Origin of the sequence: Pseudoduganella umbonata (assembly GCF_014192225.1) — a bacterium.
Taxonomy (GTDB): Bacteria; Pseudomonadota; Gammaproteobacteria; order Burkholderiales; family Burkholderiaceae_D; genus Rugamonas; species Rugamonas umbonata.
The window spans coordinates 42,258-62,871 of sequence record NZ_JACHXS010000013.1; the positions used below are offsets into that span (position 1 = coordinate 42,258).

At 66.5% G+C, this 20,614-nt stretch carries 20 protein-coding genes; 9 read left to right on the forward strand and 11 right to left on the reverse strand.

What is annotated here, in order from left to right; translation table 11 throughout:
* Positions 1 to 93 precede the first annotated feature (93 nt).
* The 3 genes from FHS02_RS26590 to FHS02_RS26600 all read left to right on the forward strand — a co-directional run bounded on the left by FHS02_RS26590 (position 94) and on the right by FHS02_RS26600 (position 1,916).
* A complete protein-coding gene (locus FHS02_RS26590) occupies positions 94 to 459 on the forward strand; it encodes a hypothetical protein (protein ID WP_137316064.1) in 366 nt (121 codons plus the stop codon).
* Entirely contained in the window at positions 459 to 1,328 is an 870-nt protein-coding gene (locus FHS02_RS26595; RefSeq protein WP_137316065.1) for an alpha/beta fold hydrolase, read from the forward strand. Before FHS02_RS26590 ends, FHS02_RS26595 begins: the two co-directional genes overlap by 1 nt.
* 66 nt (positions 1,329 to 1,394) lie before the next feature.
* On the forward strand, positions 1,395 to 1,916 hold the full coding sequence (locus FHS02_RS26600) for a pyridoxamine 5'-phosphate oxidase family protein (protein ID WP_137316066.1): 522 nt from the start codon (positions 1,395 to 1,397) through the stop codon (positions 1,914 to 1,916).
* Between the two features lie 12 nt (positions 1,917 to 1,928).
* On the opposite strand, the gene FHS02_RS26605 is transcribed toward FHS02_RS26600, so the two are convergent.
* From FHS02_RS26605 to gatC, 4 genes are all read right to left on the reverse strand, one after another.
* Positions 1,929 to 2,957 carry a DUF1176 domain-containing protein gene (locus FHS02_RS26605; protein ID WP_137316067.1) on the reverse strand — a complete coding sequence of 343 codons (1,029 nt, stop codon included), beginning with the start codon at positions 2,955 to 2,957 and terminating at the stop codon, positions 1,929 to 1,931.
* A 179-nt stretch (positions 2,958 to 3,136) separates the two neighbouring features.
* On the reverse strand, positions 3,137 to 4,615 hold the full coding sequence (gatB, locus tag FHS02_RS26610) for an Asp-tRNA(Asn)/Glu-tRNA(Gln) amidotransferase subunit GatB (protein ID WP_371870593.1): 1,479 nt from the start codon (positions 4,613 to 4,615) through the stop codon (positions 3,137 to 3,139).
* Positions 4,616 to 4,628: 13 nt separating this feature from the next.
* Complete coding sequence (gene gatA, locus FHS02_RS26615; protein ID WP_137317660.1) at positions 4,629 to 6,113, reverse strand: Asp-tRNA(Asn)/Glu-tRNA(Gln) amidotransferase subunit GatA; 1,485 nt, start codon at positions 6,111 to 6,113, stop codon at positions 4,629 to 4,631.
* A 62-nt stretch (positions 6,114 to 6,175) separates the two neighbouring features.
* Positions 6,176 to 6,475 (reverse strand): Asp-tRNA(Asn)/Glu-tRNA(Gln) amidotransferase subunit GatC, encoded by a 300-nt coding sequence (gene gatC / locus FHS02_RS26620; RefSeq protein WP_137316069.1) that lies wholly within the window; start codon positions 6,473 to 6,475, stop codon positions 6,176 to 6,178.
* Positions 6,476 to 6,809: 334 nt separating this feature from the next.
* On the opposite strand from gatC, the gene FHS02_RS26625 reads away from it, so the two are divergent.
* The 6 genes from FHS02_RS26625 (at position 6,810) to FHS02_RS26650 (ending at position 14,078) form a co-directional block, all read left to right on the forward strand.
* Positions 6,810 to 7,853, forward strand: a complete 1,044-nt coding sequence (locus tag FHS02_RS26625) for a rod shape-determining protein (RefSeq protein WP_050409489.1) — start codon at positions 6,810 to 6,812, stop codon at positions 7,851 to 7,853.
* A 113-nt stretch (positions 7,854 to 7,966) separates the two neighbouring features.
* Positions 7,967 to 9,136, forward strand: a complete 1,170-nt coding sequence (gene mreC, locus FHS02_RS26630) for a rod shape-determining protein MreC (protein WP_137316070.1) — start codon at positions 7,967 to 7,969, stop codon at positions 9,134 to 9,136.
* The gene (mreD, locus tag FHS02_RS26635) at positions 9,133 to 9,645 is read left to right on the forward strand and encodes a rod shape-determining protein MreD (protein WP_137316071.1); all 513 of its coding nucleotides are present in this window, start codon (positions 9,133 to 9,135) and stop codon (positions 9,643 to 9,645) included. The genes mreC and mreD overlap by 4 nt, the downstream gene beginning before the upstream one ends.
* Positions 9,646 to 9,671: 26 nt before the next feature.
* Positions 9,672 to 11,915 carry a penicillin-binding protein 2 gene (gene mrdA, locus FHS02_RS26640; protein WP_137316072.1) on the forward strand — a complete coding sequence of 748 codons (2,244 nt, stop codon included), beginning with the start codon at positions 9,672 to 9,674 and terminating at the stop codon, positions 11,913 to 11,915.
* Between the two features lies 1 nt (position 11,916).
* Positions 11,917 to 13,032 (forward strand): rod shape-determining protein RodA, encoded by a 1,116-nt coding sequence (gene rodA / locus FHS02_RS26645; RefSeq protein WP_137316073.1) that lies wholly within the window; start codon positions 11,917 to 11,919, stop codon positions 13,030 to 13,032.
* Complete coding sequence (locus tag FHS02_RS26650) at positions 13,032 to 14,078, forward strand: septal ring lytic transglycosylase RlpA family protein (RefSeq protein ID WP_229422341.1); 1,047 nt, start codon at positions 13,032 to 13,034, stop codon at positions 14,076 to 14,078. Before rodA ends, FHS02_RS26650 begins: the two co-directional genes overlap by 1 nt.
* 211 nt (positions 14,079 to 14,289) lie before the next feature.
* Here FHS02_RS26650 and FHS02_RS26655 read toward each other — a convergent pair whose 3' ends face one another.
* Genes FHS02_RS26655 through argS form a run of 7 tightly spaced genes read right to left on the reverse strand, consistent with a single transcriptional unit; the run spans position 14,290 to position 20,534 of the window.
* A complete protein-coding gene (locus tag FHS02_RS26655) occupies positions 14,290 to 14,973 on the reverse strand; it encodes an SPOR domain-containing protein (RefSeq protein ID WP_137316074.1) in 684 nt (227 codons plus the stop codon).
* Positions 14,974 to 14,980: 7 nt separating this feature from the next.
* Entirely contained in the window at positions 14,981 to 15,760 is a 780-nt protein-coding gene (locus FHS02_RS26660) for a type III pantothenate kinase (RefSeq protein WP_137316075.1), read from the reverse strand.
* Complete coding sequence (locus tag FHS02_RS26665) at positions 15,757 to 16,554, reverse strand: biotin--[acetyl-CoA-carboxylase] ligase (protein WP_137316076.1); 798 nt, start codon at positions 16,552 to 16,554, stop codon at positions 15,757 to 15,759. The genes FHS02_RS26660 and FHS02_RS26665 overlap by 4 nt, the downstream gene beginning before the upstream one ends.
* Complete coding sequence (locus FHS02_RS26670; protein WP_137317662.1) at positions 16,551 to 17,357, reverse strand: SDR family oxidoreductase; 807 nt, start codon at positions 17,355 to 17,357, stop codon at positions 16,551 to 16,553. The genes FHS02_RS26665 and FHS02_RS26670 overlap by 4 nt, the downstream gene beginning before the upstream one ends.
* Positions 17,358 to 17,404: 47 nt before the next feature.
* Entirely contained in the window at positions 17,405 to 18,088 is a 684-nt protein-coding gene (locus tag FHS02_RS26675) for a thiol:disulfide interchange protein DsbA/DsbL (RefSeq protein WP_137316077.1), read from the reverse strand.
* A gap of 22 nt (positions 18,089 to 18,110) precedes the next feature.
* The gene (locus FHS02_RS26680) at positions 18,111 to 18,794 is read right to left on the reverse strand and encodes an SPOR domain-containing protein (RefSeq protein ID WP_137316078.1); all 684 of its coding nucleotides are present in this window, start codon (positions 18,792 to 18,794) and stop codon (positions 18,111 to 18,113) included.
* A 27-nt stretch (positions 18,795 to 18,821) separates the two neighbouring features.
* The gene (gene argS, locus FHS02_RS26685; RefSeq protein WP_137316079.1) at positions 18,822 to 20,534 is read right to left on the reverse strand and encodes an arginine--tRNA ligase; all 1,713 of its coding nucleotides are present in this window, start codon (positions 20,532 to 20,534) and stop codon (positions 18,822 to 18,824) included.
* Between the last annotated feature and the right edge of the window lie 80 nt (positions 20,535 to 20,614).

The following is a 20,614-nucleotide window of genomic DNA, read 5'->3' on the forward strand; positions in this document are numbered from 1 at the left end:
GCGGGAGCCCTGCGCGACGTTGCCGCACGACAATTAACAGTTCGCGGCGGCCGCCGATTGTGCTTAAATATGGGAAACAATCTGGAGACCGCAATGAACACCGCATCCCTGAAGGTCTATGGCGACGAAGCTGCCGTCGCCGACGCGCGCGACGGCCTGCCCAGCGAGCCCGAGATCAGCTGGAAGAAGGGCGACGTGCGGCCCGATGGCCGCGTGCGCATCGATCACGGCTTCTACGTGAGCCTGGGCGAGGACGCCAATCCGGCCGCGCTGGTCCGCCACCTGCGCGCCTGGCTGCATGAATGCGAGGCGCGCGGCATTACGTTCGACGTGCCGCCGCTGGCTGCCGAACTGCGCATCGCGATGACGAACGCGGGCCCGGACGACGCGCTCGACTTCTCGATCGCCGACCTGACCCTGTTTGTCGAGATGGGCATCACGCTGAGCATCACGGGCTGATGCGTTTCGCGGAAGACCGGCTCGAGACCTTTCCCGGCCGGGCCGGCGCCCCGCGCAGCGTGCACATCTGGGAGCCGCCGGAGCCGGTCGACCCACCCATGTTGCGCTGCGTCCTGCTGGCGCTGCACGGGGGCATGGCGCATGCCGGCGACTGGGGCACGCCGGCGCTGTACTTCCGTGCGCGCGGCATTGCCACGGCCGCCTTCGACCTGTGCGGCCATGGCGCCGGCAAGCGCGCCGACATTCCCGATTTCGATATCTTCATCGAAGAAACCGGGCTGTTCCTCGACTGGGTGCGGTCGCGCTGGCCCGGCGTACCCGTGTTCGTCATCGGCCACTCCATGGGCGCCCTGGTCGCGACGCGATTCGGCCTGGCCGGCGGCGCCGATGTTGCCGGCTTCATCCTCTCGTCGCCGTATTACGTGAACGCGGTGCCGGTGCCGGCCGCGCTGCAAAGACTGTCCGGCGTGCTGGCCAAACTGGTGCCGACCATGAAAGTGCCGCTGGCATCGCTGACCGATGTGCTGACGCACGATGCCGCCATCACCGCCCGCCATCACCGCGACGAAGCCGACGGCATACGCGCCACTGAAGTCACCATGCGGTTCGGGCACGCGCTGCAGGGAGCGCAGCGGGGCCTGTCGCTGGAAGGCTGGCGCCATCAGCTTTATGTCGTGCTGGCCGGGCAGGATGCGCTGGCGGACACGCAGGCCGCGCAGCGCCTGCTGGGCGCCGTGCCGCCGCATTTGCTGGCCTGCCGTGTCGAGGCGGGCAACCGCCACGAGAATTTCAACGAGCTGAACCGCAACGAGCTTTTTGCGGACATTGCCGCGTGGATCGAGCGCACGCTGGAACAGCGCGACGGTTAAAAAGTCCACATACCGCCGGTCGAAATGGCGTTAGCATCGAAGACTCCCACAGGACAGGAGGATGCCATGGATTCGATCAATCGCAACCAGCAGGAAAACAACCACAAGGACCTGGCCGGGCACGAGGCGGTCAAGCGCATCAGGCACATCGTGGACGATGCGGAAAGCTGCTTCTTCGTCAGCAGCGGCACCGATGCGCGGCCGATGTCCGTGCTCGACATCGACGACGCCGGCAGCCTGTGGTTCATGAGCGCCGCCGACAGCCACAAGAATGCCGAAGTGGCGGCCGACCCGAAGGTGCGCCTGTATTTCCAGGCCTCCAAACATGCCGGCTTCCTGTACCTGGACGGTATCGCCACGATCTCGACCGACCCCAACCGCATCCGGGAACTGTGGAGCCCGGAACTGGGCACCTGGTTCACGGGCGGGCTGGGCGACCCGCGCATCACGCTGATCCGCGTGGTGCCGACGGATGGCTACTACTGGGACAACAAGCACGGCAACCTGGTGGCCGGCCTGAAGATCATGGTGGGTGCCGCGATCGGCAAGACGATGGACGATTCGATCGAGGGGCGCGTGGCCCCCTGAACGCCGGGGTGCTCAGCGCAGGCCGCGCGTGACTTTCGCCACGTAGGTCGGCAGGTCCCACGCGCCGCCGGCCTCCACGAGCTTGCACATGCCCGAGGTGGCCTCTTTCGTGCGTGCGAAGCGGCGGCCATCCCATACCCATTCCTCGCTGGCCCAGCAGTCACCCAGGCCGCGTCCTTTTTGCGCCGACGTGATCGTGCCGGCCGTGTAATCGCTGCCGCTCGTCGTCACCAGCTCCGGCTTGAACGGTGCAGCCTTGTTGGCGACCCAGTAGCCGGTGCCTTCGTTGTAGGCGCCGAGCCAGCAGCGCGCATGGACCAGCAGCCGGTCGGTGGTCAGGCGCACCGCCTCCAGCTGGTCGGGCGCCAGTGCTTCGCAGTCGCCTTCGCCCAGCGTGCCGCGCAATTCGCGCAGCAGGGCGGTACGGGCAGCCGGCGGCAGCGCCACCTCGGTGGAGCCGGCCGATGCCGGCGACACCTCGGGCATCGGCAGCGGCGCCGCCACGCCGTCCTCGCCCTTGCCGCCTTTGCGCAGCAGGGCGCCGGTGGTGCCGAGGCGGCCCTGGAACTCATCCATCTTCAGCAGCACGGCCGTGGCACCGCTGCCCGACAGCGCCCAGGTGCGCTGGCCATCGCTCCATTGCACGGTACCGGTGCCCGACACCGCGGCAACCAGCGCCTGCGCCTGGGCGGCGCTCAGCGTGCCGGTCCGCGTATCGCCGTCGATCTTCACCGTTCCCAGCGCGCGGCCATCGACCGCCATCGCCACCTTGCCGCCCTTCGGCGGCGACGCCTCCGCATCGTAGTGGCCGATTTTCAGCCTTGCCGCGACCGGCTGGCGCGGTCCGGCCGGCCGCTCCAGCAGCACGGAAACGGTGAGCGTATTGTCATCGCCGTCGGCATGGTAGCCGGCGGCACGGCAGGTGCGCGTGTTGTCGCACGCAACTTCCCAGTCGCCGTGCATGAAGTGGATGCCGGCCGGTTCGCCGGCAACGGAGGGGAGGGCGTATGCTGCCAGCAGCGCGGTGAGCAGGATTTTCATGCCACCACGATAACAAAAAAGGCGCCACAGCGCCTTTTTTGAAAACCGGTGACAGACACCAGTTTTCCAGAAACATTTCAAAAAAACCGGTGTCTGTCACCAGGTTTCGAGAAACATTTCAAAAAAAGCGGTGTCTGTCACCGGTCTTGTCACCAGTCTTGACTGTCGCCAGTTTTGGGTCAGCCCGCCAGCTTCTGCTTCAGCAGCTCGGTCAGCTGGGCCGGGTTGGCCTTGCCTTTCGATGCCTTCATCGCCTGGCCGATCAGCGCATTGATCGCCGCTTCCTTGCCGGCGCGGTACTGCTCGACCGACTTGGCGTTGTTGGCGATGACTTCGTCGACGATGGCGACCAGCGCGCCCGCGTCGGACACCTGGCCCAGGTCTTTTTCCTTGATGATGGCATCGACCAGCGCGGCGTCATCCGAATTGGCTTCCCACAGCGCCTGGAACACTTCCTTGGCCGCCTTGTTCGAGATGGTGCCGTCGGCGATACGCTTGAGCATGAGCGCCAGTTGCGCCGGTTTCACGGGCGCGTCGGCGATGTCGACATCGTTGCGGTTCAGCGTCGAGGACACGTCGCCCATCAGCCAGTTGGCCGCCGCCTTGGCGTTTTCCTGGCCGGCCGCGGCCACTACCGCTTCGAAGTAGGTGGCCATCGCCTTCGACGACGTCAGCACCAGCGAATCGTATTCCGGCAGCTTGTATTCGCCGACGAAGCGCTCGCGCATCACGGCCGGCAATTCCGGCATCGACGCCTTCACGCGCTCGATCCATTCCTCGGAAATGGCCAGCGGCGGCAGGTCCGGGTCGGGGAAGTAGCGGTAATCCTGCGCATCTTCCTTGCTGCGCATCTCGCGCGTTTCCTTGCGGTCCGGGTCATACAGGCGCGTGGCCTGCACCACCTTGCCGCCATCTTCGATCAGTTCGATCTGGCGGCGCACTTCCACGTTCACGGCTTCCTCGATGAAGCGGAACGAATTCAGGTTCTTGATTTCGCAGCGGGTGCCGAACTCGGTCTGGCCCTTCGGCCGTACGGACACGTTGACGTCGCAGCGGAACGAGCCTTCCTGCATGTTGCCGTCGCAAACGCCCAGCCACATCACCAGGCCGTGCAGTGCCTTCGCATACGCGACCGCTTCCTGCGCCGAACGGATTTCCGGCTCGGAGACGATTTCCAGCAGCGGCGTGCCGGCGCGGTTCAGGTCGATGCCGGACATGCCGTGGTAATCCTCGTGCAGCGACTTGCCGGCGTCTTCTTCCAGGTGGGCACGCGTCAGGTTCACCGTCTTGGTGACGAACTTGCCATCCTTCTCGAAGCCGAACGTCAGCGAACCGCCCTGCACGACCGGGTCGTCCATCTGGCTGATCTGGTAGCCCTTCGGCAGGTCGGGGTAAAAGTAATTCTTGCGGGCGAAGATCGATTGCGGCGCGATCTTCGCGCCCACGGCCAGGCCGAAGCGGATCGCGCGGTCGACGGCCTGCTTGTTCATCACCGGCAGCACGCCCGGCAATGCCAGGTCGACCGGGCTGGCCTGTGTGTTCGGCTCGGCGCCGAACGCCGTCGGCGAGCCGCTGAAGATTTTCGAATCGGTCGTGAGCTGCACGTGGTTCTCGAGACCGATGACGACTTCCCATTCCATATTGTTATTCCTTGTGATCTCTTGGATGCGATCAGGCAGCGGCCGGAGCGCGCGCGTGCCAGTCGGTCGCCTGCTGGAACTGGTGGGCGATGTTCAGCAGCTTCGCCTCGGCGAAGTAGTTGCCGATGATCTGCAGGCCCACCGGGCGGTTTGCGTTCTTCTCGCCCTGGCCGAAACCGCAGGGAATCGACATGCCGGGCAGGCCCGCCAGGCTGGTCGACAGCGTGAAGATGTCGGCCAGGTAGTTCGCCACCGGATCGTCCGCCTTCGAGCCGAGGTCCCAGGCCACGGTCGGGGCCACCGGGCCCATGATCACGTCGCACACGGCATCCGGGCCGGAAAGCACCCTGGCGAAATCGTCGGCGATCAGGCGGCGGATCTTCTGCGCCTTGACATAGTAAGCATCGTAATAGCCATGGCACAGCACGTAGGTGCCGACCATGATGCGGCGCTGCACCTCGGGGCCGAAGCCCTGGGCGCGCGTCTTTTTATACATGTCCTGCAGGTCCTTGTAGCCCTCGGCGCGGAAGCCGTAGCGCACGCCGTCGAAGCGCGACAGGTTCGACGACGCCTCGGCCGGCGCGATCATGTAGTAGGCCGGGATCGACAGCGCGGTGTTGGGCAGCGAGATGTCGACCAGCGTGGCGCCCAGCTTCACGAACTGGTCGAGCGCCGCGCGCACGGCCGCTTCCACGTCGGCAGCCAGGCCTTCGCCGAAGTACTCCTTCGGCACGCCGATGCGCAGGCCGGCCAGCGGTTCGTTCAGGTTGCGGGCGAAATCCTCGTGCACGCCACCCTGTTCGGGCGACAGGCTGGTCGAGTCGCGCTCGTCGTAGCCGGCCATCGCGGAGAGCAGCAGGGCGCAATCCTCGGCGGTGCGGGCCATCGGGCCGCCCTGGTCCAGCGACGACGCGAACGCGATCATGCCGAAGCGCGACACGCGGCCGTAGGTGGGCTTGATGCCGGTGATGCCGCAGAACGAGGCGGGCTGGCGGATCGAGCCGCCCGTATCGGTGCCGGTCACGGCCGGCGCCAGGCGCGCCGCCACGGCTGCGGCCGAGCCGCCGGACGAGCCGCCGGGCACGGCGTTCGTGTCCCATGGATTCTTCACCGCGCCGAAGGCCGAGTTCTCGTTCGACGATCCCATCGCGAATTCGTCGCAATTGAGCTTGCCCAGGTGGACCATGCCCACGCCGTGCAGTTTCTCGACCACGGTGGCATCGAACGGGCTCACGTAATTGGCCAGCATCTTCGAACCGGCGGTGGAGCGCCAGCCGCGGGTGACGAAGATATCCTTGTGGGCGATCGGCACGCCGGTCAGCGCATGCGCATTGCCGGCTGCAAGGCGGGCGTCGGCATCGGCGGCCTGGGCCAGCGTCAGCGCGCGATCCACGTGCAGGAAGGCGTTCAGGTCGCTCGCTTCGATACGGTCGAGGTAATGCGTCGCCAGCTCGGTGGCGGAAATCTCTTTCGACTGCAGCAGCGTGGACAGTTCTTTGAGGGTCTTGGTATGGATCATAATTTTCTAGTGAGGCCAGCGGCGCGAAGTTTGTCGATCGGCTGTCGGTCGATCGCCTGTCAGTCGATCACCTTCGGCACCAGGTACAGGCCATCCTCGGTCTTCGGTGCGACCTGCTGGTAATCGTCGCGGCGGTTCGGTTCGGTCGGCACGTCCTCACGCAGGCGCAGCGCGACCTGCATGTGCGCGGCCAGCGGGTGCGCCAGCGGCGGCACGCCTTCGGTATCCACGGCCTGCATCTGCTCGGCCAGCGAGAAGATGCCATTCAGCTTGTCCAGCATCGCCGCGGAGTGCTGCTCGTCCATTTCCAGTTGTGCCAGCTTGGCAATACGGTTTACGTCGGTCGGTGTCAGGGCCATGTCGGGGGCGCGCAAAGCGCAGGAAATAAAAACTGAGGGTTTCGATAAGACTTTTGTAACATCGGCTATTTTCACCCTAAAACCCCGGCAAACCTGCATAAACACTGGCTTCGGGGTCCGCACATTTGAGTGGATTCAGGGCAAATAGCCCGTGAATTATAAGGTAGAATGCCGGGTTGATGCGTTGCCGGCATCCCGGTGGCCGCCGCGTCCGGCAGGACCCCGCTCCCAAGGCACCGCATGACAGCTCCGTATCCCGGGATACGCAGCACAGGACACGCAGCAAAGGACAATTCGACAATCGCCCACGCGCGGGCAGCGCTACAGGATACTCATGTTTGGTTTTTTACGCAGGTACATCTCGTCCGATCTGGCTATCGATCTCGGCACGGCAAATACCCTCATCTACGTTCGTGGTTCGGGCATCGTGCTCGATGAGCCCTCGGTAGTGGCGATCCGCCAGGAAGGCGGCCCGAATGGCAAGAAAACGATACAGGCGGTAGGCAAGGAAGCCAAGCAGATGCTGGGCAAGGTACCGGGTAACATCGAAGCGATCCGCCCGATGAAGGATGGCGTGATCGCCGACTTCACCGTGACCGAGCAGATGCTCAAGCAGTTCATCCGCATGGTGCACGACTCGAAATTCTTCCGCCCGTCGCCGCGCATCATCATCTGCGTGCCGTGCGGTTCGACCCAGGTGGAACGCCGCGCGATCCGCGAATCGGCGCTCGGTGCCGGCGCTTCGCAGGTCTACCTGATCGAAGAACCGATGGCCGCGGCGATCGGCGCCGGCCTGCCGGTGTCCGATGCAACGGGCTCGATGGTGGTCGACATCGGCGGCGGCACCACGGAAGTGGGCATCATTTCGCTGGGTGGCATGGTCTACAAGGGCTCGGTGCGCGTGGGTGGCGACAAGTTCGACGAAGCGATCGTGAACTACATCCGCCGCAACTACGGCATGCTGATCGGCGAACAGACGGCCGAGGCGATCAAGAAGGCGATCGGCTCCGCGTTCCCCGGCTCCGAAGTGAAGGAAATGGAAGTCAAGGGCCGCAACCTGTCCGAAGGCATTCCCCGTTCGTTCACGATCTCGTCGAACGAGATCCTGGAAGCGCTGACCGACCCGCTGAACAATATCGTGTCGGCCGTGAAGAACGCGCTGGAGCAGACGCCGCCGGAACTGGGCGCCGACATCGCCGAAAAAGGCATGATGCTGACGGGCGGCGGCGCGCTGCTGCGCGACCTGGATCGCCTGCTGATGGAAGAAACCGGCCTGCCGGTGCTGGTGGCCGAGGACCCGCTGACTTGCGTGGTGCGTGGTTCGGGCATGGCGCTGGAACGCATGGACCAGCTGGGCTCGATCTTCTCTTACGAGTAATCGCTGCCCTGATCGCGGTTGCGGTCTGCAGGTGCAGGTGAACGCAACCAGGCGTTAGCAATACCCAGGCGGCCCGTGCCATGTGCGTGGCCGCCCATGTCCTTTCAGGATCTATGGAATACAGTCCGCCGCCACTCTTCAAGCAAGGGGCGTCCGCGCGCGCCAAGATGATGATCTGCGCGTGCATTTCGATCGCATTGCTGTTGTTCGATTCGCGCGTGGGCGCGCTGACCGTGGTGCGCCAGGTGGTCGGTACCGTGCTGTACCCGCTGCAGGTGGTGGCCATGCTGCCGCGCGATGCGCTGGTGGGCGTCGGCACGTATTTCTCCACGCTGTCCGGCCTGGAAAAGCGGGTGCGCGAACTGCAGACGCAGCAGATCTCCATGGCGCAGGCGCTGCAGCAGGCGCAGCTCACGCAGGCCGAGAACGCGCAACTGCGCAAGCTGCTCGAGGCCCGCGAAAAAGTGCCGGGCAAGACGATGCTGGCCGAAATCCTGTACGACGCGCGCGACGTGTTCACCCGCAAGGTGATCCTGAACCGCGGCACGCAGCAGGGCGTGACGGCCGGACTGCCGGTGATCGACAACCAGGGCGTGGTCGGGCAGGTGACGCGGGTGTTTCCGTTCACCTCCGAAGTCACGCTGCTGACCGACAAGGAACAGGCCATTCCCGTGCAGGTGCTGCGCAACGGCCTGCGCAGCGTGGCCTATGGCCGTGGCCAGTCCGGCAACCTGGACCTGCGCTTCATGGCGCCGAATGCCGACGTGGTGGTGGGCGACATCCTGATCACGTCCGGCATCGATGGCGTGTATCCGGCCGGCCTGGCGGTGGCGCGCGTCACGCAGGTGGAAAACAGTGCGAACGGCATGTTCGGCCGCGTGGTGTGCCAGCCGCTGGCCGGCATCGAACGCAATACCCAGCTGCTGATCCTGACGTCGGTGCCGGAGTTGCCGCCGCGGCCGCCGGAAGAAGATACGAGCAAGCCGGCCAGGAAGAAAAAGCCGGCCGATGCCGCGGCAGGTGCGCAGGAAGCTGCGCCGGCCGCCGCCGCGGGGACTGCGCCGGTGAATACACCAGCCAATACGCCCGCCAACGCGCCGGCGGCAGTGGGCGCCGCGGCGGCGCCGGCGACTCCCGGCCTGCGGCCGGCGGCACCACCGCAACCGCTGGCGGCCACGCCGTCCGCCGCGCCAGCCGCCGTGCCGGTGGCGCCAACCCCCGCACCGCGTGCAACCGCGCCGGCAGCAACGCCCGCGCCCGCGGCACCCAGGGAGACCCGATGAACCGTCCGCAGTACATCCTGCTGCCCGTCAGCCCCATCTTCATCGCGATCAGCCTGGTCGCGGCCTTCCTGCTGAACCTGATGCCATGGGGCCAGTTCATCGCCGCGCCCGATTTCGTCGCGCTGGTGCTGGTGTTCTGGGGCGTGCACCAGCCGCGCCGGGTGGGCATCGGCACCGCGTTCTTCCTCGGCCTGCTGATGGACGTGCACGACGCCACGCTGCTCGGCGAGAACGCGCTGGCGTATACGCTGCTGTCCTACTGTGCCATCATGATGCACCGCCGGGTGCTGTGGTTCCGCATCAGTACCCAGGCGATGCACGTGCTGCCCCTGCTGCTGCTGGCGCAGGCCGTGCAATTGCTGGTGCGCTTCCTGGTTTCCGGCAAGTTCCCCGGCTGGTTCTACTTCGTCGAAAGCTTCGTGTCGGCACTGCTGTGGCCCCTGATCACGGTGCTGCTGCTGGCGCCGCAGCGGCGCGCGGTCGACAAGGACCACACCCGTCCGATCTGATGCGCTGCGCCGCCGAGTAACCATCCATGACCGAGCTGAAGAACAACGAGCGCGAACTGCACCTGTTCCGGGTGCGGCTGACGCTGCTCGGCACCCTCGTCTTCATCTGCTTCGCGCTGCTGCTGGCGCGCCTGGTCTGGCTGCAGGTGATCCGGCACAGCGACTACATGGCGCAGGCCGAGGACAACCGCATCGCCGTGGTGCCGATCCAGCCGAACCGCGGCCTGATCCTGGACCGCAACGGCGTTATCCTGGCGCGCAACTATTCGGCCTATACGCTCGAGATCACGCCATCCAAGCTGCGTATCCCGCTCGAGGAGATGATCGATTCGCTGGCCGCCATCGTGGAGGTGACGCCGAAGGACCGGCGCCGCTTCAAGAAGCTGATGGACGAGTCGAAGAACTTCGCCAGCATTCCGCTGCGCACCCGGCTGTCCGACGAGGAAGTGGCGCGCTTCACCGCGAACCGTTTCCGCTACCCCGGCGTGGAGGTGCAGGCACGCCTGTTCCGCAACTACCCGCTGGGCGAGACGGCTTCGCACGTGATCGGCTACATCGGCCGCATCAACCAGAAGGAAGCCAAGGCGCTCGAGGAGCGCGAGGACGCGGCGAACTACAACGGCACCGACTACATCGGCAAGGAAGGCCTGGAAAAAAGCTATGAGAAGCAATTGCATGGCATTACCGGCTACGAGGAAGTGGAAGTCTCGGCCGGCGGCCGCGCGATCCGCACGCTGTCGCGCACCCCGCCCACGTCCGGCAGTAACCTGATCCTGTCGATCGACATCGAACTGCAGAAGGTCGCCGAGGAAGCGTTCGGCGAATGGCGCGGCGCGCTGGTGGCGATCGAACCGTCCACCGGCGACGTGCTGGCCTACGTGTCGCGGCCGGGCTATGACCCGAACCTGTTCGTCGACGGTATCGACACGCAGAGCTGGAACGAACTGAATACATCGCTGGACCGGCCGATGGTGAACCGGCCGCTGTCCGGCACCTACGCGCCCGGTTCCACGTTCAAGCCGTTCATGGCGCTGGCCGCGCTGGAGACGGGCAAGCGCACGCCGTCGCAGGCGATCTTCGATCCGGGCTACATGTACCTTGGCACCCACAAGTTCCGCGACGACGTTGTGCACGGCCACGGCACCGTGGACCTGCGCAAGTCGATCGTCGTGTCGTGCAACACGTATTACTACCACCTGGGCCGCGACATGGGGATCGACATGATCCACGACTTCATGAAGCCGTTCGGCTTCGGCCAGAAGACCGGTATCGACCTGGATAACGAAAAGACCGGCGTGCTGCCGTCGCGCGAATGGAAGCAGTCGCGCTACAAGAAGAATCCGCGGGCCGGCAAGTGGGTCGGCGGCGACACGATTTCGGTGTCGAACGGTTCCGGCTACAACTCCTATACGCCGCTGCAGATCGCCCACGCGGTGGCGAACCTGGCCAACAACGGCATCGTGATGAAGCCGCACCTGGTCAAGATCATCGAGGATGGCGGCACACGCGCCCGCACGCTGACCGTGCCGAAGGAAAGCTACCGCATTCCGCTGAAGCAGCAGAACATCGACCTGATCAAGGATGCGATGGTCGGCGTGGTGAGCGAGCAGGGCGGCACCGCGACCCGGGCCTTCGCGGGGGTGCAGTACACGGTGGGCGGCAAGACCGGTACCGCGCAGGTCGTCGGGATTCGCAAGAACGAGAAGTACAACGCCAATACGCTGGCCGAGCGCCTGCGCGACAATGCGCTGTTCACCGCCTTCGCACCGGCCGACAAGCCGCGCATCGTGATCGCGATGGTGGTCGAGAACGCCGGTTTCGGTGGCGCCGTGGCCGCGCCGATCGCGCGCAAGGTGCTCGACTACTACCTGCTCGGCAAGCGGCCGACCGAAAAGAACACCGACAAGGTGCCGAAGGAAGATGCCGAAGTGTTCGAGCCCATCGAGGGCCCGCTCGCCGAGGAAGAGGCGGCACTGGCGCGCGAACAGCTGGCGGCGCAGCAGGGACAGGGCGCTCAGCCGATTCCCGGACAGGCACCGCAGGCGCCCGCGGCGGCGCAACCGAACACGACACCGAGCGCGACACCGGGCGCGACACCGAACGTGGCCGGCAAGCCGGCGGCCGTGCCGCCGGGGCCGGGACTGATGCCGGTGCGGCCCGCGACGACCGCGCCTCCGGCCGCGACGCCGCGCCCTGCGACACAGGCACCGGCTCCCGCGCCGACCCGGCCGCAGCAACCGGCGGCCATCCCGCCGGGTAACAGGAATTAACATGCGCATCAACGAACGACGCTCGCTATGGCGGCGCCTGAAACCCTACGTGGCGGTATTCGATCCGCCGCTGCTGCTGCTGCTGGTGCTGCTGCTGACGACCAGCCTGATCACGCTGTATTCGGCCAGCCTGGGCATCGAAGGCAAGATCGAGGACCAGTTGCGCAATATCGCGATGTGCGTTCTGGTCATGTGGATCACGTCGAACATCTCGCCGCAGAACCTGATGCGCATCGCGGTGCCCGCCTATACGGTGACCGTGCTGCTGCTGGTGGCGGTCGCGCTGTTCGGCACCATCAAGCTGGGCGCGCGGCGCTGGCTGCATATCGGCATCATCGACATCCAGCCCTCCGAGCTGGCCAAGATCGCCGTGCCGCTGATGCTGGCCTGGTACTTCCAGCACCAGCAGGGCCACCTGCGCTGGCATTCCTACCTGGTGGGCGCGCTGCTGCTGCTGGTGCCGGTGGCGCTGGTGATGCGGCAGCCCGACCTGGGCACGTCGCTGCTGGTGGTGGCTTCCGGCTTCGCCGTGATTTACCTCGCCGGGTTGCCGTGGCGCGCGATGCTGGCGCTGACAGTGGCCGGCGCGTGCTTCATGCCGGTGGCCTGGTCGATGATGCACGACTACCAGCGCGAACGCGTGATGACGCTGATCGATCCCACCGCCGACCCGCTGGGCAAGGGCTTCCACATCATCCAGTCCACCATCGCGATCGGCTCGGGCGGCGTGATGGGCAAGGGCTGGACCAAGGGGACGCAGACGCACCTGGAATTCATCCCCGAACGCACCACGGACTTCATCTTCTCCGTGTACTCCGAGGAGTTCGGGCTGGCGGGCAACCTGTTCCTGATGCTGCTGTACCTGTTGCTGATCGGCCGGGGCATGATGATCGCCGCCAATGCCCCCAATTTCTTCACTCGCCTGCTGGCAGGAGCGATGACGATGATTTTCTTTACCTATGCATTCGTGAACATGGGCATGGTGAGCGGTATCCTGCCCGTGGTGGGCGTGCCGCTGCCATTCATGAGTTATGGCGGCACCGCCTTGCTGACACTGGGGATCGTGTCCGGCATCCTGATGAGCGTGCAGCGCCACCGCAAGCTGGTGCAGACCTGATGGCGGGCCGCACCACCTTGCACTGTTCCCGCGCCGGCGCGTGTGCGCTGCTGGCAGCCATGCTGGCGCTGGCCGGCTGCGGCGGCCCGGAAGTCGTCGGCAAGCTGCCGGGGGCGCCGAAGGTCAAGCCGAAACACCGCGAACCGGGCGTGCCCGACCTGCCGCCGGCCGGCTCGGGCCGCGGCGGCTACTACAAGGACGACGGCCCCGGCGACGACCCGCCGCCGAACCTGCTGCAAACGCCCGATGCGGAGGTGCGCAACGATCCGCTGCTGCCGCGCGCCAATCGTCCCTACACGGTGTTCGGCACCACGTACGAGCCGATCCCGAACGACAAGCCCTATACCGCGCGCGGGCTCGGCACCTGGTACGGCAAGAAGTTCCACGGGCAGCGTACGTCGTCCGGCGAGCTGTATGACATGTACAAGATGTCGGCGGCGCATCCGACCCTGCCGATTCCTTCGTATGCGCGGGTGACCAACCTGACGAACGGCAAGTCCGTCGTCGTGCGCATCAATGACCGCGGCCCGTTCAAGTCGTCGCGCGTGATCGATGTTTCCTATACCGCGGCACTGAAGCTGGGCCTGCTGCTCAACGGCAGCAGCGAGCTCGAAGTGACGCGCCTGATGCCGGACGAGATCGACAAGATGGTGGCGGCACGCAAGGCCGGCGTCGTCATCGCCGCGGTGGAAGGCGTGCCCGTGAGCGCGCTGCAGCCCGGCGCGCCCCTGCTGGCGAGCGCCGGACCGGACGAGCTGGAAGACTTCATCCTGTCGCGCGGCACGGCGCCGGATACCGCGGCGCCATCGTCGAACGGCTATTACCTGCAGCTGGGTGCCTACGCCAAGGAAGCCAGCGCCGCCATGATGCGCGAACGCGTCGCCGGCGCCACGCGCGGCAGCGACTTTTCCGTCGTGCAGGTCGGGCCGCTGTACCGGCTGTACGGCGGCCCGTTCGTGTCCCGCGAAGAAGCCGCCGCCGCCGCCGCCCGGCTACCCACCGGCCTGCGGCTGAAACCCCTGATCGTGCAGCGCGAAATCAATTAGTGATGTCGGAAATTTCCAGAAACCGGGGTCAGACCCCGAATTTTGGAAATATTGCCGTACGGGCCGCCATAGCGCGTGACGCGATCGATCGACCGCGCAACGCGAGATCAATCGAGTGCCCAGGCTGCGGAAGACGTTGATTCAAGCAACAATTTTCCAAAAACCGGGGTCAGACCCCGGTTTTGAGAAACATTTTCACTGGCTTACTGGCTTACTGGCACTTGCGGACTTGCTGTCCCTTGAATCCTGCGGCGATTCTTTCGAGCCGGGCGCGGGTGGTGGCGCCGATGTCGCGGAACTGAAACACGAGCTGTTTCGACGGCACGTAGCGCGGCGTGATGCGCACGCCGGCGACGCCTTGCTTGACCAGCGCGGCGAGCTGCGTTTGCGCGGCGGCTTCCTGCTTGAAGACGCCCAGCGAAATCGCCAGGTGCATCGGCTGGCCGTCGGGGATGATGTAGAAGTTGTCGATGCCCTTCGCGCGCAGGTCGGCGGCCCTGCGGTTGGCTGCTTCGCGGTTGGCGAAGGGCGGGATATTGACCACGTAGCTGGAGATATCCTGGCCCGGCACGTTGCGGCGCGACTGGCGGTCGCCCAGTTGCAGCGCCGCCAGCTCGGCCTCGAAGCGGCGCGCGTCGGCCAGCAGGAAGTTGCCGACCTCGATGCAGGCGACGGCCACCGCTTCATTCTTGGGCGGCGGTCCGGGCGGCGCGGCGGCTGCGGCGGTGGCATTGGCCTGCGCGGGAGGAATCACTTTCAGCGCCCTGGCATTGAGCTGCTTCGCCAGGCGCGCGGGCTCCCGTTCGCCATCGGCCATGTTGCCCACCAGGCCCTGGCCCAACGCAAACACCGCCACGTTCGCGGCCAGCAGCGCAAAGAAGCAGAACTTCAGCATCGCAAACTCAGCATGTCTGGTCCATTCCCCCGTCCAGCAGCGCCGCGTGCAGGCCGAGCATCACGATATTGTCCACGTGGCGCGCCGGTACCGTCAGTACCGGGGCGATCAGTGGAGCGGCTCCGCCGGAAATGATACATGGCGCGCCGCCGTGCGCGGCAATCGCGCGCTCGATCGCGCCGGCCTGCGCCGCCAGGCAGCCGGACAGGATGGCGTCATGGGTATTGTCGGCGAACGTGGCAGGCAAAGCGGTGTCCGCATCGATCTGCGGCAATTGCGCCGTATTGCGCGCGAGCGCGCCGGACATCAGCCGCAGCCCGGGCAGGATCATGCCGCCGATGAAGGCGCCATCCGCCGTGATCGCATCGACGGTGGTCGCCGTGCCGCAATTGGCGATGACCAGGTCCTGCCCCGGCGCCAGCGCGCGTGCGCCGATGGCGGCGGCAAAGCGGTCGCAGCCCAGTTGCGCGGGATTGGCATAGCCGTTCCGGATGCCCGCGCGCGACGGCACGGAGGCGAACCATTCGACCGCGGCATCCGGCGCGCAGACCCGCAGCGCGCCTTCGATCGCCGCGCGCACGGCGCCGCCCGCCACGTTGGCCGCCAGCACGCGCGCAGGCTCGAGGCCCGCCTCGCGCCAGGTGTCGATCAGCGTATCGAGCATGCCTTGCGCCATCGCGCCCTGCAGGCGCCACCGACCCACGGGTGCGCCGGCATCGGCCAGCGCCCACTTGACGCGGGTGTTGCCGGCATCGATCACGAGCCAGGTACCGGCGCCAGCGCTCATGCGAGCCTCAGCGAAACGTCGCCGGACAGTACCGCCACGCGGCCGGCCGGCGTATCGAGCAGCAGCCGGCCGGCGTCGTCGACACCGGCGGCCAGTCCCTGCTGCACCACGCTGCCGTTGTCGAGGATATTCACGGGCTGGCCGCGCCAGGCCTGCAGCGCGTTCCACCGGTCGCGGAACGGCGCAAAGCCGGTGTCGTCGAACTCCGCCAGCACCGCGGCAAGGCGCGACAGCAGCAGCGCCACCAGTTCGTTGCGGTCCATCCGCGCCAGCCAGGGCGCCGACGATACCGCGCGCCCGATGGCTGCCTCCATCTCGTCCGGCATCGTCAGGTTCATGCCGCAGCCGATCACGGCCCACGGCGTGCCATCCGGCGCGGTACCCGTTTCAACGAGGATGCCGGCCAGCTTGGCGCCATCCTTCATCAGGTCGTTCGGCCATTTCAACTGCACCGGCACGTCCAGCGATGTGACCGTTTCGGCCAGCGCCACGCCGACCGCCAGCGGCAGCCCGGCCAGGCGGTGCAGCGGCCCCTTGAACGGCCACGCCAGCGAGAACGTCAGCGATGCGCCGGCTGCCGACAGCCACGGCCGGCCGGCGCGGCCACGGCCCGCGGTCTGTACCTCGGCGATGCGCAGTACAGGGCCGGACAGCTCGCCGGCAGGCAGCCGCGCCAGCAGGTCGGCATTGGTGGAACCCGTCTGCGGCACCGCTTCGATGGCGACGTGGGAAGCGCTGGTGGCGCAGCGTGCGCCGATCCTGGCGGCGTCGAGGAGGGCAGTGGAATCGTTCATGGTGCGCTCTTGCGCGCCTTGCGGGGCGCGCGGGCAAAGGCGAGATCATACAGCGCGTCCGGCAGCCAGCGCAGCAGCTTCGCCACGACCCCCATCTGCCACGGGATCACGCGGTAGCGCACGCCGCCGCCGATGGCCCGTACCGCCCGGTCGGCGAAGCGTTCCGGCGCCATCAGGAACGGCATATGGTACTTGTTCTGCCGCGTCATCGGCGTGTCGATATAGCCGGGCGCGATGGTCACCACGCGGATGCCGTGGCGGCGCATTTCCAGGCGCAGCGCTTCGCAATACGTGACGACGGCAGCCTTCGACGCGCTGTAGCCGCCGCCACCGGGCAGTCCGCGCACGCCGGCCACGCTGGCGATGCCGACGAGCGTGCCGTGGCCCTGCTCGCGCATCGCCTCGATGAACGGAGCGAACGTGGCTACCGTGGCGGTGACGTTGGTGGCGATGATGGCTTCGAATACCGGCAGGTCTTCCGCCACTTCGGTCAGGGTGCCGTGCGAGATGCCGGCATTGGCGATCACGATGTCGATGCCGCCCGCATGGGCGATGAAGTCGTGCGCCGCGGCGGCAAGCGCCGCATGGTCGCAGACGTCGCCGGCATAGATGCGGTGCTGGCTGGAAGAGGGAAGCGAGGCGGCCAGTTCGCGCAGCGCCGTTTCGCGGCGCGCAAACAGCCCGATGGTGGCACCATCCCGGGCATAGCGCACCGCCAGGGCCGCACCGATACCGCTCGAAGCGCCCGTGATGAAGACGCGCGGCCCGCTGGAGGCCGCAGTTTCGGCTACCGCGCCGGCCAAGGTATCGGCCACAGTATCGGCCACAGTATCGGCCACAGTAACGGTCACTACTTCTTCTCGGCCTTTGCCTTTGCTACCAGGAAGTCGAGCACCTGCGTGGTGGCCTGCTGCTGCGCGGCTTCGGTGGTCAGGTTCTTGTTGGCCTCGCCCGTCAGGCTCGGCGACGCCTGCCAGCGGCCGTCGACGATGATCAGCGGCCAGTACTCGACCTTGTAGTTCTCCATCAGCGCGGACGAACGGCGCACCTTGCCGGCCACGCCGAACGAGCGGTACGCATCGATGAACTTCTGCCTGTCGACGCCGTTCTGCGCCACCCAGTCGAAGACTTCGTCGTCGCTGGTGAACCGCTGGCCGCCACCATGCAGCGCGGCCAGTACCTTCGCCTGCAGCGCGTCGGCCAGGCCGAGCGATTCGAGCGCGTAGTACAGCTTCTGCTGCGGCGCCAGGCGCTCGTTGTATGGCACGTGTACGCGCTTGAAGACGATGTTGTCGCCCTGTTTCTTCACCCAGGCCGAGAGGATCGGGTCGAACGTGTGGCAGTGCGGGCACCAGTACGCGAAGAACTCGATCACTTCCACCTTCTTGCCGGTGTCGGTCGGCTGCGGCGCAGGCAGCGCCTTGTACTCGGCGCCTTCCTTCGGCGCGGCGGGCGATGCGGCCGCGCCGCCGGCAAAGGCCAGGCCGACTGCGCAAAACACGGTGGCGGACAGGATCTGTTTCAGTAAGCGCATAGATTCTCCAACATTCGCTCCATCATTTCTGGTTGCGGACCACGGCGACGTCGACGCCGTTTTCGGACAGCTTGCTGCGGACCTTGTTCATGGTCTCGACCTGCGTGAACGGGCCCACGCGCACGCGGTGCAGCACGCCCGAATCGGTGGTGCGGTCGGTCACGGAGGCTTCGAAGCCCAGCAGCGCCAGCTTGGCGCGCACGGCTTCGGCATCGGCTGTTTCTCGGTAGGCGCCGGCCTGCAGGTAATACACCCACTTGTCTTCACCGGCCGGGGAAGGCGCCGGGGCGGCCGACTGGGTCGGTGGCGCGGCCGTATTCGGCGGTACCGGTGCAGCCGGTGCCGCGGCTTTCTGCTCGGCGCCGTTCTGGATCCGGTCCACCACGGCTTGCAGCGGATCGGCGGCCGGCGCCGGCTGCCGGTCTTCCTGCGGCGCCTGCTTCTGCTCGCGTTCGAAGTCGCGGTTGGCGCTACGCGCCGCTTCGCGGTTGCCGTACATCGGCTTGTTCGGATCGGCGATCTGGCCGGAGGATTCGGCCGGCTTGCTGGCGCGCGCCGTGCGTTCGGTGAACGGGGACTGCCCCTTGGTGATCATCAGCGCCACGATCACCGCGATGACCAGGCCGATGACGAGACCGATGATGATGCCGACCAGCGTGCTGCCCTGCTGGCGCAGCGGCAGCCGGGGGGAAGAGCGGAAACTCATTGTGCGGGAAGTCCTTTTCAGATCGTCTTACATTTTCTCCGGCGCGGATACGCCGATCAGTGCCAGGCCGTTGCGCAGCACCTGGCGGGTGGCGAGCGCCAGCGCCAGGCGGGCCAGCTTCAGCGCTTCGTCGTCGTCGAGCAGCCATTTGTGCGCGAAGTAGTAGCTGTGCAGTTCGCTGGCCAGGTCGCGCAGGTAGAACGCGACCTGGTGCGGGCCCAGCTCGGCCTGGGCGCGCTGCAGCATTTCCGGGTATTCCGCCAGCTTGGCCAGCAGGCTGGCTTCATGCGGCTGGGTCAGCAGCGACAGGTCGACATCGGCCAGCTGCGCTTCGTCGCCACCCCAGTTCGCCAGCGCGGAGCAGATGCGCGCATGCGCATACTGCACGTAATACACCGGGTTCTCGTCATTGGTCTTCAGCGCCACGTCGACGTCGAACACGAATTCGGTATCGGCCTTGCGCGAGATGAGGAAGAAGCGCACGGCGTCGCGGCCCCTGGCGATGTCGCCGCCGCCGGACCACTCGATCAGGTCGCGCACGGTCACGTACGAACCGGCGCGCTTGGAGATCTTCACCTCGGCGCCATCCTTCATCACGGTGACCATCTTGTGCAGCACGTAGTCCGGGTAGCCCTGCGGGATGCCCATGCCGACCGCCTGCAGGCCGGCGCGCACGCGGGCGATGGTGCCGTGGTGGTCGGAGCCCTGCACGTTGATCGCCTGGGTGAAGCCGCGCTGGAACTTGACGATGTGGTAGGCCACGTCCGGCACGAAGTACGTGAAGGTGCCGTCGGTCTTGCGCATCACGCGGTCCTTGTCGTCGCCGTAGTCGGTGGTGCGCAGCCACAGCGCGCCGCCGTCCTCGTACGTGTGGCCGTTGGCCACCAGCGCGCCGACCGCCGCTTCCACCTTGCCGTCCTTGTACAGCGACGATTCCAGGTAATAGTTATCGAATTTGACGCCGAAGGCCTGCAGGTCGATGTCCTGCTCGTTGCGCAGGTAGGTCACGGCAAAGGCGCGGATCGATTCCAGGTCGTCCACGTCGCCGGAAGCGGTGACGGGGGCGCCATCGCTGGCCGAGACGGTCTTCTTCAGCAGGAAGTCGGCGGCGATGTCGGCGATGTAGTCGCCGTTGTAGGCCGGTTCGGGCCACTCGGCATCGCCCGGCTTGAAGCCGCGGGCGCGCGCCTGCGTGGAGGTGGCCAGCGTGTGGATCTGCACGCCCGCATCGTTGTAATAGAACTCGCGGGTCACGCCGAAGCCCTGCGCCTCGAACAGCGACGACAGCGCGTCGCCCAGTGCCGCCTGGCGGCCATGGCCGACGTGCAGCGGGCCGGTCGGATTGGCCGACACGAACTCGATGATCACGCTCTTGCCGGCGCCGGCTTCGCTGCGGCCGTAGACGGCGCCCTGCGCCAGCACGGCCTTGACGACGGCCTGCTTGGCCGCGTCGGCCACGCGCAGGTTGATGAAGCCGGGGCCGGCGATGTCGGCCGAGGCGACCAGCGCCTTGCCGTCGGGGTTCTCCAGCAGCGCGCCGACGATTTTCGTGGCCAGCTCGCGCGGGTTCATTTTCAGCTGCTTCGCCAGTTGCATGGCGATGTTGCAGGCGACGTCGCCATGCGCCGGGTCGCGCGGGCGCTCGAGCACCACGTTGGCGGTCACGGAAGTGCCTTCCAGGAGCGGGGCGAGGGCGGCCTGGAACAGGGCGGCGATCTGTTGTTTTTGTTGGGCGAGCATGGCGGATTCGGTCGGATCTGGACGGAAGTAAATCGGTGTAAAAAACGCGCAAAACGCGTCTCGAAGATCGGACATTATAC

Excerpts from the sequence above, each read along its gene's own strand:
- FHS02_RS26590 (WP_137316064.1), top strand. The coding sequence starts at position 94 with ATGAACACCGCATCCCTGAAGGTCTATGGCGACGAAGCTGCCGTCGCC.
- FHS02_RS26595 (WP_137316065.1), top strand. The coding sequence starts at position 459 with ATGCGTTTCGCGGAAGACCGGCTCGAGACCTTTCCCGGCCGGGCCGGC.
- FHS02_RS26600 (WP_137316066.1), top strand. The coding sequence starts at position 1,395 with ATGGATTCGATCAATCGCAACCAGCAGGAAAACAACCACAAGGACCTG.
- FHS02_RS26605 (WP_137316067.1), bottom strand. The coding sequence starts at position 2,957 with ATGAAAATCCTGCTCACCGCGCTGCTGGCAGCATACGCCCTCCCCTCC.
- gatC (WP_137316069.1), bottom strand. The coding sequence starts at position 6,475 with ATGGCCCTGACACCGACCGACGTAAACCGTATTGCCAAGCTGGCACAA.
- FHS02_RS26625 (WP_050409489.1), top strand. The coding sequence starts at position 6,810 with ATGTTTGGTTTTTTACGCAGGTACATCTCGTCCGATCTGGCTATCGAT.
- mreC (WP_137316070.1), top strand. The coding sequence starts at position 7,967 with ATGGAATACAGTCCGCCGCCACTCTTCAAGCAAGGGGCGTCCGCGCGC.
- mreD (WP_137316071.1), top strand. The coding sequence starts at position 9,133 with ATGAACCGTCCGCAGTACATCCTGCTGCCCGTCAGCCCCATCTTCATC.
- mrdA (WP_137316072.1), top strand. The coding sequence starts at position 9,672 with ATGACCGAGCTGAAGAACAACGAGCGCGAACTGCACCTGTTCCGGGTG.
- rodA (WP_137316073.1), top strand. The coding sequence starts at position 11,917 with ATGCGCATCAACGAACGACGCTCGCTATGGCGGCGCCTGAAACCCTAC.
- FHS02_RS26650 (WP_229422341.1), top strand. The coding sequence starts at position 13,032 with ATGGCGGGCCGCACCACCTTGCACTGTTCCCGCGCCGGCGCGTGTGCG.
- FHS02_RS26655 (WP_137316074.1), bottom strand. The coding sequence starts at position 14,973 with ATGCTGAAGTTCTGCTTCTTTGCGCTGCTGGCCGCGAACGTGGCGGTG.
- FHS02_RS26660 (WP_137316075.1), bottom strand. The coding sequence starts at position 15,760 with ATGAGCGCTGGCGCCGGTACCTGGCTCGTGATCGATGCCGGCAACACC.
- FHS02_RS26665 (WP_137316076.1), bottom strand. The coding sequence starts at position 16,554 with ATGAACGATTCCACTGCCCTCCTCGACGCCGCCAGGATCGGCGCACGC.
- FHS02_RS26675 (WP_137316077.1), bottom strand. The coding sequence starts at position 18,088 with ATGCGCTTACTGAAACAGATCCTGTCCGCCACCGTGTTTTGCGCAGTC.
- FHS02_RS26680 (WP_137316078.1), bottom strand. The coding sequence starts at position 18,794 with ATGAGTTTCCGCTCTTCCCCCCGGCTGCCGCTGCGCCAGCAGGGCAGC.
- argS (WP_137316079.1), bottom strand. The coding sequence starts at position 20,534 with ATGCTCGCCCAACAAAAACAACAGATCGCCGCCCTGTTCCAGGCCGCC.